This window comes from Paenibacillus sp. FSL M8-0228 (assembly GCF_038007385.1).
Lineage (GTDB): Bacteria > Bacillota > Bacilli > Paenibacillales > Paenibacillaceae > Paenibacillus > Paenibacillus polymyxa_D.
This window is the reverse complement of record NZ_JBBOXA010000001.1, coordinates 3,502,810-3,516,728: the sequence shown is the minus strand read 5'-3', so window position 1 is coordinate 3,516,728 and position 13,919 is coordinate 3,502,810. Positions and strand designations below refer to the sequence as shown.

Below are 13,919 nucleotides of genomic sequence, written 5' to 3'. Positions count from 1 at the left end.
GGGCAATGATAACATGTATCATTACATAGTAGGTTTAACGCAGGAAATGAAGGCGGTAAGCGCCCGTTCAATAACAGAAAAGAGGGAAACAAGTGCCAACGCCAAGCATGGAAGATTATTTGGAACGCATTTACCAACTGATTGATGAGAAGGGATATGCTCGTGTCTCGGACATCGCAGAGGGTTTAGAGGTGCATCCTTCGTCCGTCACCAAAATGATTCAGAAGTTGGATAAGGACGATTATCTTGTATATGAGAAGTATCGGGGACTGATTTTGACACCAAAAGGGAAAAAGGTCGGCAAACGGTTGGTTGATCGCCATCAGTTATTAGAGCAATTTCTGGATATGATTGGGGTTGAGAAGGACCTGATATATAAAGATGTGGAAGGTATTGAGCATCATTTGAGCTGGGATTCCATCACCCGTATCGAAACATTGGTTGAATATTTTCGTCGGGATGAAGATCGCTTGCGCCAGCTTCATGACATACACAAGGAATTGAGTGGAGATTCCTAAAAGCATCTGTCCTTATGGACGATGCTTTTTTATTTGTCCCGACCGCAACAAATATCCGGTGATTAGCGTCTATCCATTATATAGCAGGACAAGATAGGGGTTAAAATTAACAGGGTTAGCGGAGGATTGTAATAATATGAATCGAAAGAAAATAGTGGCATTGGCTGCAGGCCTACTCTTAGCAGTGCAGACTGCCATCGTTCCTGGAGTTCAAGCAGCTCCAACTGGTGATATTGAAATTATATTGGACGGACAGTCCCTGCAAAGCGACGCGTCACCGTATATTGTACAGGGAGCCAATGTTACGATGGTTCCTTTGCGCGTGATTAGTGAGGGAATGGGCGCTCAGGTCAACTGGTCGGAATCGTCCGGTATGGTAACGATTACGGCTCAGAACAAAAATATATCTATGGAGAACGGTGCACAAAGCGCTACGGTGAATGGCAAGTCAGTTCGACTGGATGCATCTGCCCGTATGACAAGCGGGAGAGTCATGGTGCCTCTGCGTTTTGTTGGAGAAGAGTTGGGATTAAAAGTGGATTGGCAAGCTTCAGAGCGAGTCATTACGTTAAGCAGTGGTAAGGAAGGTGTCTCAACGGGTGGGAGTAGCTCAGCGGGAAACAGTGCTTCCACATCAGATACGTCTGCATCTGGCAATCAGGAGAGTGTAAGTACGGATCAGGGAGCCAGCGATAATGAGCAGACGGTTGTCACTTCACCGTCAACGTCTACTAGTGAGGACGGTTCAAGTTCTTCACAGGCAAATGTTGTTCAGGTAAAGGCTTCAACTTCCATGCGTGGGGCATGGATTTCTACCATCAATGGAGATTGGCCTTCTTCCGCTGCCCGAAGCAGCTCCGAGAAGCAAAAGCAGGAGTTTACTAAAATGCTCGATGATTTGCAGGGGATGGGCATCAATGCGGTATTTGTTCAGGTTCGTGCCAGCGGTGATGCGCTCTACCCGTCGAGTCTCGTACCCTGGAGCAAGTATTTGACCAACACCCAAGGTAAAAATCCAGGCTATGATCCCTTGAAATTTATGATTAGCGAATCGCATAAGCGAGGGATGGAATTCCATGCCTGGTTTAATCCGTTCCGTGCGAATTCTACAGGAACAACCAGCGGTTTGGCTGCAAACCATGTGGCTAATCAGCACCCGGACTGGATTGTTAAGAATGGTAGCCAATTGTACATCAATCCAGGAATTCCGGCTGCACGTCAGCATGTCATTGCGGCGATTATGGAGGTCGTGGACGGATATGATATTGACGGCGTCCATTTGGACGATTATTTTTATCCTTACAGCGGGACTTTTGATGATGATGCGACCTTCAAAGCATATAATGCCAACAAAATCTCTAATAAGGGCGACTGGCGGAGAGATAATGTGAACAGTTTTGTTCGCGATTTGGGCAAAAGCATTCATGCCAGCAAGTCTAAAGTTCAATTCGGAATTAGCCCATTTGGAGTGTGGCGCAACAAATCTCAGGACTTAACGGGTTCAGACACGAAGGCAGGCGTTACAGCGTATGATACGACGTTTGCGGATGTGAGAACCTGGATTAACAAAGAATGGATTGACTATGTAGCTCCACAAATTTACTGGAGTATCGGTTTCCCTGCGGCTGGATATGACAAGCTTGTCGCATGGTGGTCCAATGAGGTCAAAAATTCAGATGTTAAGCTATATATCGGTCATTCTCCGTATAAAATCGGCACCCCTGAAAAGGGCTGGCAAACGGCTCAAGAGCTAATTAAGCAGCTTGAACTGAACAAAGATTATAAACAGGTCAAAGGGGATATTTACTTTAGTGCACAGCATTTGCGTAAAAATCCATATGGACTCATTCAGCTTCTTCAAAATTATTATCAAATGTGATATAAATTGGATCATATAGGTTCTATTTGGGCCTCCGTTCTCATAGATAAGCAGTAGAACTGCTTACTCCCAAGAGAACGGAGGTTTTTTGATCTATGCTGATCAATGCTGTGTTCCAGGGTGGAGGGGTTAAGGGAATTTCGCTGGCGGGTGCAGTTAAGGCTGCGGAGGAGCATGGAATTGTATTCAATCGTTTAGCAGGTACATCATCAGGTGCTATTGTAGCTGCTTTATTGGCTGCGGGATACTCTGCGGATGAAATGAAAGCCGTAATAGAGAAAACCCCCTTGGTTAAGTTGTTACGACGTTCTCCAGTGTTCAATATTAAGTGGGTTGGACCAGCAGCTCGTATCTTTCTTAAAAAAGGTCTCTATTCAGGGGAGGCACTGGAGCACTGGGTACGTGAGCTGTTACGAGCTAAGGGAGTGCGTACGTTTGCGGATTTACCTCCTGGCAAACTGCGCATTATTGCATCAGATATCACGAATGGACGCATTCTGGTGCTTCCTGAGGATATCAAACGTTTTGGTATAAATCCTTCTTCACTGGAGGTAGCAAAGGCCATTCGGATGAGCACAAGTATCCCTTACTTTTTTGATCCCGTTATGTTAAGACTTGATTCTGCACTTGCCAAGGGAAAAACCTTTTCCCAGCAATTTGTATTTGTAGTTGATGGGGCTTTACTAAGCAATTTGCCTTTGTGGCTTTTTGATGAGCCTGTAAATGAACGTGAGGCCAAAACGATTCCAACGGTAGGGTTTCAAATGGTGGGCAAGACGGGTACGGAGACCAAAGTTTCTTATATACGGGGTCCTTTGACCATGCTGCAGGCTATTTTCGATACCATGCTATCAGCACACGATGAACGATATATTGAGCAGGAGAATCGGTATCGGACGATTAAAATTCCAACATTGGGGATCCGCACTGCACAATTTAACATTTCTACAGTGCAAAGTGATTTGCTGTATGCTTCCGGTGTGCAGGCAGGGGATGCTTTTTTCCACAAATGGAGCATCACTTCTTACCAGCAGCAGTATAGCAAATACCAATTGATGAAGGATACCATGTACGCTATGAAATGAACACTAATTGGCAGTTAAAGTAATTTAAAAGGGTGTGAAAAAAGGAGCCTCTTCCCGTCATATTTTAATACGCGGGTGACGGCTCCTTTGTGTTGCATTTTAAAGGATGATTATTATCGTTAATGATATTTAGGTTGTTCTTCTTCATTTTTGCCCTTGGAACCTTCAATCACATGAAAAGGATACGCTTTGCGCTTGCCCGTAGTCTGCTGCTTACGTGCGTTGGCTGTTTTGGCCATGGTGCGCACAGAGGGTTTGATTTTGGGAGTACGATTGCTTTGTCCTGGCAGGTATTTGTATAGCAGAAATATAACTGCAAAAACAAGGACGGGAATGAGTAAACTCATGAGAAAGCCCCAACTTCCTCTCCACAGCATATCCACAATCCCATATGCACCCAAAGCAAGGGTAAGCCAGAAAATAACAGCATGTCTGTTCATTATTCACTCATCCTTTCACAGGATCAAGGGCAGGACTGTTGAAGGTCTCCTTTACAGGTACATTTTCCAACTCAGCATCCAATTCAAGCATACGCTTAAATGAGGCAATGGATACCTCCACTTGATCATCAGTCGGTTCTTTGGTGGTAAGTAGTTGCAGCCACAGACCGGGGTAACCTAAATAACGAAGTACCGGAATTTCACGAAGAGCATTGGTCAGCTTGAGAAATTCAAAAGAAAGCCCCAGTACGATCGGAAGCAGTAGAAGCCGTTGCCCCATACGCTCCCACAGATTATCGTAGGTGAATAGGGAATAGACAAGTACCCCGATGATCACGGTCAGCATAATAAAGCTGCTACCGCAGCGGTAATGCAGACGGCTGTATTTTTGCACATTGGCCGGAGTTAGTTCTTCCCCAGCTTCGAATGCCGTAATTACTTTATGCTCTGCACCGTGATATTGAAACAATCGTTTAATTAACGGAGTTTGGGAAATACCCCATAAATAAGCCAGCAGCAGAATCAGCTTAATGGCTCCTTCGGCGAGGTTATGCAAAATTTGGCTGTGAAATAAGCTGCCGAACAGGAAATTCTCTACAATAACCGGAACGAGGGTTAACACAATTTTGCCGAACAAGAAGGAGATAATCCCGACTGCCGCTACACCGATCATCATACTCAGACTCCAGCGAGATTCTTCTTTTTTCTTTTGCTCAGCGCGTTCTTCCGGATCTACTTCATCATCAGCATACGCATCGGCTGAATAGTTCAAATGCTTGGTACCTTTGGCGCTGGAGTCGATGATGCTTACAATCCCCCGCAATAAAGGAATTCTGCGGAATTTGGATACCCAGGATTGCTCCTTGCGTGGTACTTCCAAATATGTGATTTCGCCAGTTTTGCGGCGAACTGCCGTGACATTGACACGCTTGCCGCCGAACATGACACCTTCAATGACTGCCTGACCACCGTAGCTCACAGGCTTGGATGCTTGTGACAACCGTCTCACCTCTCTTAATACATGCTTTTTTGTATATTGTATCGAATTTGGAAGGGAATATCTAGTTAGATGAAACTGGTGTAACCACAGGCTTATAAAAAAAGCATTTATGGAGCGTCAGACTGCTCACATAAATGCTACTCATTATAAAACTTCGGAAACAACCTATTGCGTAATTGCCCCAACAACCTGATCAACCAGTCCTTTTGATGAGAGAGGGCCGCCAAATGTCCATGTCGTACCGTTCAGTGGATAGGTGCGTTTTTCTTTAACGAAATTCAGACCGTTCCAGACCGAATTATTTTTCATAGGTGCCCCGAAAACATCATCGTCCGGCTGCACAATATAGATAAAGTTGCTGTTCTGAACAGCAGACAGAGCTTCAATACCGACGGTTGTAAAGCCATACGGTTCAACTTTGCTTGGTTTCCAATCATTAATCATACCGATCTTCGCCAGTGTTGCCACGACGACTGAGTTATCCGAAAACATACGGAGGCTGGCCGCATTTTGCGAAGTGAAAGCTTGTGTCAGTACATAATGAAAATCCGACTTGCCAGCAGCGGCGAGCTTTTCTTTGGCTTCAGCATAATGCTGATCCAGTTCGGCAAGCACCTGCTTAGCTTTTTCTTCTTTTCCCAGAGCAACTGCGATGCTATTAAAAATTTCTACCATTTTATCATGATCGTAGCCATTACCATTGTTCAGATTATATTCGATCGTAGGAGCGATGGCCTTAAGTTGCTCATAGATAGCTTCATTCCCATCAACATTGGAAATGATCAGATCCGGCTTCAATGCAGCAATCGCTTCCAGATTCGGTTCGTTACGCGTGCCGACATCGACCACGCTACTATCCAGAGCCGCCTCCGGTGTCACGTACACCTTGTAGTTGGCATTGTCAGCATTACCCACCGGCTGAACGCCCAACGCAACCAAATCCTCTGTAAATGTCCATTCCAGCACTACGACACGCTGTGCGGGCTTGTCGAGCGTGACCTCACCACGATTATGCTTTACCGTCACAGGACCGGTCGCTGTGTCAGTCGGTTTACTACCCGTGGCTACCTGATCTTTGTCCGATGCATTGTCGGCTGCTCCGCAACCTGCCAGAGTGAGCGTAAAAACCATTAACAATAAAATCCCGATGAATCCCTTTTTCATAGAAGCGTTCTCCCGTATATATGTTTTTATAAAATGATAATGATTATCATTTTCACCATTATATTATGATAGAGGATTGAAATTTTGTCAATGTAAAAAACGGGTCCGTGCACTCAAGTCGAAAGCTGCCATTATTCAGCATTCCTGTTCATTGTTAAACTCTCCCCCCTTGGAGCATACTACCAGCAAAATGGAATGCAGAATCCGATGGAAGTACATGCATTTCCGATTGCAATAGTCTTTACGATGGGAAAAAGTTTTCATAATGAAAGGGGATTAAACAACATGAGCGAAACCTTCTCTATACCCAAGATAGGACATGAACAGGAGCAGCCTCGTGGATCTCAGGATCCACGTAATCATAACGACAGTGGTAGAGGCAGGCAGCAGTCAGGCAAAATACATACGCCTCTCATTCCTTTTGCGCTTGAGTTGGGTTTTTTTTCGGGTTTGCTCTGGGGATTGCTGCGCTGGCTGTTTTATAAGTTGCACTTTACCGTAGTAGCGCCTGGTTTTCTCGCAGAGCCTTTTTTCAAGCATTCATTTATGAACACCATGGCGGGACATCTGGTAGGGCTACTGTTTTTTATTGGATTATCCGTCGTAGCTTCACTGGTGTACACTCTGTTGCTGCGCAGATTTAAGGGTCCTTTACCCGGCATTGTGTATGGCCTGATTTGGTGGGTTGTTTTATTTGTATTAACAGGTCCTAAGCTAGGGATGATGAATGCTCCTGATCGGTTAACATGGAATTCCTTATATACGGAAATTTGTGTGTTTTTACTGTGGGGACTATTTATCGGATATACCGTTGCTGTCGAGTATACGGATGAAAGAAAGCGCGAGCCTGAGAAAGCTGAGAGCTGAACGTAACAAAAACTTCTCAAGCGCCTATTCCCTGTGTTAAAATAGCATTTGGTTATTTGACAGAGGGGAGCGGAATGAAAGATGAAGAATGACCGGGTGTTAAAGCTGCGGCTGGCGCTGGGCGAGCATAATCTGCGGGCTATGCTGATTACTAGCCCTGTCAATCGTCGATATTTGACAGGCTTCACAGGTTCGGCAGGTTATGTGCTGATTACGGAATCCCATAGCTATTTGCTGACTGACTTTCGCTATATGACGCAAGCGACCGAACAAGCCGAAGGCTTCACGGTAGTGCAGCACGCTGCACAGGTCATGGAAACGGTGAAAGAATTGCTGTCTTCCCATCAGATCAGCGAAACAGGCTTTGAGCAAGACGCTGTAACTGTTGCGACGCATAAAGCTTATAGCGAAGATTTGTCACCTATTTCACTGGTTCCGGTGTCGGGCATTGTAGAGAAATTACGGGTGTACAAGGATGCGGAAGAGCTGGAAGTGATGCAGCGGGCAGCGGATTTGGCAGATGCTACTTTTGCACACATTTTACCTTACATCAAACCAGGTGTCAGCGAGCGTGAGCTGGATCTGGAAATGGAATTCTTCATGCGCAAGCAGGGAGCTACATCCTCTTCATTTGACACAATTGTGGCTTCTGGAGTTCGTTCGGCATTGCCTCATGGCGTAGCCAGTGCTAAGTTAGTACAAGCAGGCGAGCTGATTACGTTTGATTTTGGTGCGTTGCTGGATGGCTATTGCTCCGATTTGACACGTACAGTGGCCACACAAGGGGATTTAGCGCCCCAGTTGCGTGAGATCTACGATATTGTACTTAAGGCGCAACTTCACGCACTTGAACATATTAAGCCGGGCATGACAGGCCGTGAAGCGGATGCACTGACCCGGGATATTATTGCAAGCCATGGCTATGGAGACAATTTCGGGCACAGTACAGGTCATGGTCTGGGTCTTGAAGTACATGAATCTACACGCCTGTCGAAGGCGAGTGATGATATTCTGGAGCCGGGTATGGTGGTAACGGTCGAGCCAGGTATCTATGTGCCTGGATTGGGCGGTGTACGGATCGAGGATGATATCGTTATTACAGATAGCGGCATCAAATTATTAACACATTCGAGCAAAGAATTTACAGTCGTTTAATAACGATAACAGTCCTGTAGGAGGGGTATTTTAGTGATTAACGTTAATGATTTTAAAACAGGTTTGACCGTCGAGGTAGACGGAGATATTTTTACGGTGCTGGATTTCCAACACGTAAAACCGGGTAAAGGTGCAGCATTCGTACGCTCCAAGTTGAAAAACTTGCGTAACGGTAACACTGTTGAACGTACATTCCGTGCGGGTGAAACGATCGGTCGTGCGCAAATCGAAAATCGCGGTGTATCTTATCTGTATGCTAGTGCAGACGATCATACATTCATGGATAATGAAACATATGATCAATTCACATTGTCCAGCGATCAATTGAAATGGGAACTTAACTTCCTGAAAGAAAACATGAATGTAAATATCGTCAGCTATAACGGCGAAATCTTGGGTATTAACCTGCCAACCAGCGTGGAACTCAAAGTAATCGAAACAGAACCAGGTATTAAAGGTAATACAGCTACAGGTGCTACCAAAAATGCCAAATTGGAAACGGGTTTGAATGTTCAAGTTCCTTTGTTCATTAACCAAGATGACGTATTGTTAATTGATACACGTGACGGTAAATACATGTCTCGCGCATAAAATTTGCTGCTTTTAGATTTCCTCTGTCCTTGTAAGGGCAGGGGATATTTTTATAAGCACTAATATTAAAAAACAATGGCTCCGCACAGCACTTTCATATTATACTGTACTAAAGTTATTCCGCAGGATGTCACGTTCAAGTCGTTGGGTGCCATCTCAAGGTTACATACTGAGTCTGAGGGAGTGAATATCGTTGTCTTTGTATGTCATGAAATTCGGAGGCAGTTCCGTCGGTGACACGGAGCGCATGAAACGCGTGGCAAAACGCGTTGTTGAGAAACAGAGTGAAGGGCATCAATGTGTAGTGGTCGTTTCCGCAATGGGAGACACGACAGACGAACTGATTGACCAGGCCAAATTGTTGAATGAGCAGTTGCCTGCACGTGAGTTGGATATGTTGATGACGACAGGTGAGCAAATTTCAATCGCCTTGTTGTCGATGGCTATTCAGCAGTTGGGTCATGAAGCGGTATCGTTTACGGGATGGCAGGCTGGTTTCCGTACTGAATCTGACTTTGGTCGAGCACGAATTACGGACATTCAACCTCAGCGAGTGCTGGAAGCACTGAGCAGCAACAAGATCGTTGTTGTAGCTGGCTTCCAAGGGATGTCTGCAGAGGGAGACATTACAACGCTGGGACGTGGTGGCTCTGATACGACGGCGGTTGCGCTGGCGGCGGCGATTCAAGCGGATGCCTGCGAAATTTACACGGATGTGGACGGTATATATTCAACTGATCCACGGATCGTAAAAGTTGCTCGTAAGCTAAAAGAAATTTCTTATGATGAAATGCTGGAATTAGCCAATCTGGGTGCAGCTGTATTGCATCCTCGTGCGGTAGAATATGCTAAACATAACCGGGTACCGCTGATTGTGAGGTCCAGTTTTAACCATAATGAAGGAACGGTCGTAAAGGAGGATGCAGTAATGGAACAAGGCGTTGTAGTCAGTGGGATTGCATATGATAAAAATGTAGCAAGAATCAGTATTTTGGGCGTCGCCGATATTCCCGGCGTACTGGCGAAAGTATTTGGAACACTGGCGGCAGCCAAAATTGATGTAGACATTATTGTACAGAGCGGGGTTGAAGCTGGTAAAGCGGATTTCTCCTTTACAGTAGCTCTGACGGATCGTGAAGCGGCACTGAAGACGCTGGAAGGTATTCGTGGAGAGCTTCCGTACCGTGAAGTAACGTCTGAGGAAAACTTGGTGAAGGTTTCCATTGTAGGTGCAGGAATGGTTAGCCATCCGGGTGTTGCTGCGCAAATGTTTGCCGTACTGGCAGAGCAAGGCGTTAGCATTAAAATGGTAAGCACATCTGAAATCAAAGTATCGTGTGTAATTGAAGCGGGTAAGCTTCATGAGGTTATTCAGGCGTTGCATACAGCTTATAACCTGGACACCGAGGAGCAAGCGTTTGTGGGTGGACCGCAAGACCGTCGTTAATAACTGCAACGTGATCTAGACACTGAATATGGCTAATGTGAACGATGCTTATGACAGATAAAGGTTGATACATTATATGCCCTCTATTTATAGTTTGATAAATCATAGAATACAGCAGTAGGTTAAGAGGTTGTTCCATCAGTGAGAGTTAAACTGAGGGGCAGCCTCTTTTTTTCTGAATCTATCTTTTCTACCCAAGGGTTTCCCTTAGCCGACAAGGCTTTGAGAGGCCCTTTTTTATTTGTGCAAATTAGAGAATGGTGCTTAAACAAGCGGGAGAAAGGTCTGTTGAGCGTTGATAGGAGTTAGCAAAAGTTTGCCTAGGTTTTCAATATATTTTCGGCATAAAAAGCGAGAGTCAACCATAGACTTGTCTTAAAGAAAAAGGACAACTGTGAGGGGGCTGCATCGGTATGGAATGGCTGGAGTTATTTCCCGAACCGTTGCACGGTATACTCGGAAGGCTTCCAGAAACGGTATTTGAGCAACTGGAAGAAATCCGGGTCAGGGAAGGAAGGCCGTTAGAAATTAATGCAAACGGTGAACATCATTTTGTAACGTCTGCTGGTCAGCTGACTTTGAACCATGTGGAAGCCTATAAGCCTGACCGTGAGGATGCCCACCGACTGCTGGATTTTATCAGCAATCATTCCCTCTATACGATGGAAGAGGAGCTTCGTAAAGGGTTTATTACGATCCCTGGCGGTCATCGTATTGGCTTGGCAGGGAGAACCGTGCTCAACCGAGGACGAGTGGAGCATTTGAGGGATATAAGCAGCTTTAATGTAAGAATTGCGCGTGCAATTCCCGGCATAGCTGATCGGATATTGCCTTATGTAGCAGATCGAATGTCCGGGAAAATCCGGCATACCCTCATTTTGTCCCCTCCTCAGCATGGCAAAACGACACTGCTTAGGGACTTGGCTCGGCAACTCAGTTACGGAGGGATGGAAAGCCATGGGGGGCGACGGAATGGACTCAAGGTAGGCATTATAGACGAACGCTCTGAGATCGCTGGTAGTCACAAAGGTATCCCGGGTTTTGATGTCGGGCCTCGCACCGATGTATTGGACGGATGTCCGAAAGCAGAAGGCATGATGATGATGATCCGCTCGATGTCACCGGATGTCCTCATTGTTGATGAAATCGGACGACCGGAAGATGCGGAGGCGGTGCGCGAAGCGCTCCATGCAGGCATTGCAGTCATTGCTTCCGCACATGGTCGCGATGTGGCTGAAATGGCGACCCGGTCTGCTTTTGCTGGATTAACTACAGGACAAGAGCTGTTTCAACTCTACGTCATGCTGGAGCGGACGAGCCGGGGCGTCTCATTCCGACTGGCAGATGCCAAGCAACGCAGGATTACACTGTCTGGAGAAGGGCAGAATGGGGGCATCTCCTATGCTTAAGCTACTGGGGGCAGCCTTGGTTATACTGGCCGCTACGCTGGCAGGTTGGCAACGGGCAAGGCAGTTTGCAATGAGGCCGCGGCAAATCAGGGAGTTGATTCTTGCGCTGCAAAGATTGACCACCGAGGTTTCGTACGGGGTGTCTCCGTTACCAGATGCTTTCGCCAAGACAGGAGAGCCCCTGCGAGAGCCCTTACGCAGTCTGTTTCAGCAAGCCTCACGCTGGATGCACCCCTCTTTTGGCCTGACTGCCAGAGAAAGCTTGCATAAAGCCATTGAAGACTCGTGGAGCCGTTCCTCTATGAAGCAAGCCGAGAAGGAAGCGATGCGGCAGCTTGCTTACAGTCTTGGAACCAGCGACCGTGAAGACCAGATCAAGCACATTGCGTTGACCATCCAGCAGTTATCCCATGAGGAAGCGCAGGCGCAGGCAGATCAGGTGAGGTACGAGCGTATGAGCAGGAGCCTGGGACTGCTGATCGGAGCATTGATCGTCATTTTGATCTATTAGCGGGGTGCTCGAATGAATTTAGAAGTGAACGCAATTTTCCAAATTGCCGGAATTGGCATTATTATCGCTATGATTCATACCGTATTAAAGCAAATGGGCAAAGAAGACATGGCGCACTGGGTAACGGTCATCGGCTTCGTCGTAGTCCTGTTCATGGTGGTGCGAATGCTGGATAACCTTCTGCAAGAGATCAAATCTATCTTTCTTTTTCAGTAGGTGGACACATGGAAATTATTCAGGTGGTGGGCTTCGCCCTCATTGCCACAGTCCTTATTTTAGTCATTAAGGAACAGAAGCCGATGTTTGCCTTTTTGATTGCAACAGCTGCGGGAATCGTCATTTTTTTGCTGCTGATTGGGAAGATCGGATCTGTGGTTGCTGTACTGGAGCGACTGGCCCGGTCTTCAGGCATGGATATGATCTATTTTAAAACCGTCTTGAAAATAATCGGTATCGCTTATATTGCTGAATTTGGAGCGCAAATCGTTCGGGATGCAGGACAAGACGGGATTGCTTCCAAAATTGAGCTTACCGGAAAGGTACTCATTATGGTGCTCGCAATCCCGATTATCAGCATTATTATTGATACCATTCTGAAGCTGATGCCCGCCTGAGGGGGTGATGCCATGAAAAGGCTGGGGGGCATGCCGAATCTCAAAGTAATTGCAATGTTGCTGCTATGTTTCTGGTGTGCCTCGGCTGCGTTCCTCTTTGCAGATAATACACCGACAAACGAATGGATCAGACAGCAGGCGGAGCAAATGCCCAAAGACGAAGTAGAACATTATTGGGACGGGCTCATGCAGCAATACGGCGGATTTTTCCCTGATCAGAAAACGCCTTCCTTCATGGACATGCTGCTTCCAGGCGGTGAAGGGTTCAGCATAAAGGGTGTATTGAGCGCTATAGCTGATTTTTTCATCCATGAAATCCGAGTAAATGCCAAGTTGCTCGTCACCATCGTCATGCTCAGCATTATGAGTATGGTGCTGGAAACGCTGCAAAGCGCTTTTGAAAGCAAACAGGTCAGCAAAGTGGCCTACGCTATCGTATACATGGTCATTATCATTTTGGCGATTAATAGCTTTAGTGTAGCGATTGGTTATGCCAAAGAAGCGATTGATAGCATGATTCACTTCATGATGGCAATGTTGCCTTTGCTGTTTACCATGCTAGCCTCGATGGGGAACGTCGTAACAGTTTCGGTGACCCACCCGCTGATTGTATTTATGATCAACACAGTCGGAACAGTCATTCATACGCTGGTTTTCCCGCTGCTGTTCTTCTCGGCTGTGCTGTATTTGGTCAACTCGCTGACGGGCAAATACAAGCTGACCCAGCTAGCCGATCTGTTGCGGAACGCTGGAGTAGCAGTGCTGGGAGTGCTGCTGACGATTTTTCTTGGAGTCATTTCGGTACAAGGCTTGACATCGTCCGTTACTGACGGATTAACGATCCGTACAGCCAAATATATTACAGGTAGCTTTGTTCCGGTGGTCGGCAAGGCGTTGGCAGATGCGACAGATACAGTTATTTCGGCTTCGCTGCTCGTTAAAAATGCCATTGGTCTGGTAGGAGTCATTATTATTTTGTTCCTGTGCGCCTTTCCCGCCCTCAAGATTCTGACGCTGGCGCTCATTTATAAAGTGACAGCAGCGATCATGCAGCCTTTGGGTGATACGCCTATCGTGGCATGTCTGGATGCGATCGGCAAGAGCATGATTTATGTTTTCGCGGCGCTGGCAGCAGTGGGATTGATGTCCTTCCTTGCAATTACAGTCATGCTCGCAGCAGGCAATATGACAGTCATGATGAGGTGAACCAATGCACGTAAACCAACAAGGGGGGAGGAG

At 46.4% G+C, this 13,919-nt stretch carries 15 protein-coding genes; 12 read left to right on the top strand and 3 right to left on the bottom strand.

The genetic code is table 11. The features are described 5' to 3' along the window. Positions 1 to 92: 92 nt before the first annotated feature. The 3 genes from mntR (at position 93) to MKY98_RS15660 (ending at position 3,482) form a co-directional block, all read left to right on the top strand. A complete protein-coding gene (gene mntR, locus MKY98_RS15670) occupies positions 93 to 518 on the top strand; it encodes a transcriptional regulator MntR (RefSeq protein WP_029517241.1) in 426 nt (141 codons plus the stop codon). A gap of 136 nt (positions 519 to 654) precedes the next feature. Beyond that, complete coding sequence (locus MKY98_RS15665; RefSeq protein ID WP_069012734.1) at positions 655 to 2,397, top strand: family 10 glycosylhydrolase; 1,743 nt, start codon at positions 655 to 657, stop codon at positions 2,395 to 2,397. Positions 2,398 to 2,492: 95 nt separating this feature from the next. Then, on the top strand, positions 2,493 to 3,482 hold the full coding sequence (locus MKY98_RS15660) for a patatin-like phospholipase family protein (protein ID WP_029517243.1): 990 nt from the start codon (positions 2,493 to 2,495) through the stop codon (positions 3,480 to 3,482). A 119-nt stretch (positions 3,483 to 3,601) separates the two neighbouring features. Here the strand turns inward: MKY98_RS15660 and MKY98_RS15655 are convergent, their stop codons facing one another. From MKY98_RS15655 to MKY98_RS15645, 3 genes are all read right to left on the bottom strand, one after another. Continuing rightward, positions 3,602 to 3,922, bottom strand: coding sequence for a hypothetical protein (locus tag MKY98_RS15655; protein ID WP_029517244.1), 321 nt, complete (start codon positions 3,920 to 3,922; stop codon positions 3,602 to 3,604). Positions 3,923 to 3,929: 7 nt separating this feature from the next. Then, the gene (locus tag MKY98_RS15650; protein ID WP_069012733.1) at positions 3,930 to 4,922 is read right to left on the bottom strand and encodes a DUF1385 domain-containing protein; all 993 of its coding nucleotides are present in this window, start codon (positions 4,920 to 4,922) and stop codon (positions 3,930 to 3,932) included. 165 nt (positions 4,923 to 5,087) lie between these two features. Continuing rightward, complete coding sequence (locus tag MKY98_RS15645) at positions 5,088 to 6,086, bottom strand: ABC transporter substrate-binding protein (RefSeq protein ID WP_069012732.1); 999 nt, start codon at positions 6,084 to 6,086, stop codon at positions 5,088 to 5,090. 285 nt (positions 6,087 to 6,371) lie between these two features. Here MKY98_RS15645 and MKY98_RS15640 point away from each other — a divergent pair, with 285 nt between their 5' ends. From MKY98_RS15640 to spoIIIAE, 9 genes are all read left to right on the top strand, one after another. Further along, on the top strand, positions 6,372 to 6,953 hold the full coding sequence (locus MKY98_RS15640; RefSeq protein WP_069012731.1) for a YqhR family membrane protein: 582 nt from the start codon (positions 6,372 to 6,374) through the stop codon (positions 6,951 to 6,953). Between the two features lie 81 nt (positions 6,954 to 7,034). Beyond that, positions 7,035 to 8,108 (top strand): M24 family metallopeptidase, encoded by a 1,074-nt coding sequence (locus tag MKY98_RS15635; protein ID WP_029517248.1) that lies wholly within the window; start codon positions 7,035 to 7,037, stop codon positions 8,106 to 8,108. A gap of 33 nt (positions 8,109 to 8,141) precedes the next feature. Then, positions 8,142 to 8,699, top strand: a complete 558-nt coding sequence (gene efp, locus MKY98_RS15630) for an elongation factor P (protein ID WP_029517249.1) — start codon at positions 8,142 to 8,144, stop codon at positions 8,697 to 8,699. Positions 8,700 to 8,892: 193 nt separating this feature from the next. Beyond that, positions 8,893 to 10,146 (top strand): aspartate kinase, encoded by a 1,254-nt coding sequence (locus MKY98_RS15625; RefSeq protein WP_069012730.1) that lies wholly within the window; start codon positions 8,893 to 8,895, stop codon positions 10,144 to 10,146. Positions 10,147 to 10,559: 413 nt separating this feature from the next. Continuing rightward, entirely contained in the window at positions 10,560 to 11,555 is a 996-nt protein-coding gene (spoIIIAA, locus tag MKY98_RS15620; protein WP_069012729.1) for a stage III sporulation protein AA, read from the top strand. Beyond that, positions 11,548 to 12,066: a stage III sporulation protein SpoIIIAB gene (gene spoIIIAB / locus MKY98_RS15615; RefSeq protein ID WP_069012728.1), complete on the top strand. Its 519-nt coding sequence runs from the start codon at positions 11,548 to 11,550 to the stop codon at positions 12,064 to 12,066. The genes spoIIIAA and spoIIIAB overlap by 8 nt, the downstream gene beginning before the upstream one ends. A 12-nt stretch (positions 12,067 to 12,078) precedes the next feature. Then, positions 12,079 to 12,282 carry a stage III sporulation protein AC gene (gene spoIIIAC, locus MKY98_RS15610; protein ID WP_010345636.1) on the top strand — a complete coding sequence of 68 codons (204 nt, stop codon included), beginning with the start codon at positions 12,079 to 12,081 and terminating at the stop codon, positions 12,280 to 12,282. Between the two features lie 8 nt (positions 12,283 to 12,290). Next, positions 12,291 to 12,680 (top strand): stage III sporulation protein AD, encoded by a 390-nt coding sequence (gene spoIIIAD, locus MKY98_RS15605; RefSeq protein WP_013310826.1) that lies wholly within the window; start codon positions 12,291 to 12,293, stop codon positions 12,678 to 12,680. Between the two features lie 12 nt (positions 12,681 to 12,692). Then, positions 12,693 to 13,886 (top strand): stage III sporulation protein AE, encoded by a 1,194-nt coding sequence (gene spoIIIAE, locus MKY98_RS15600; RefSeq protein ID WP_069012727.1) that lies wholly within the window; start codon positions 12,693 to 12,695, stop codon positions 13,884 to 13,886. The last annotated feature ends 33 nt before the right edge of the window (positions 13,887 to 13,919 follow it).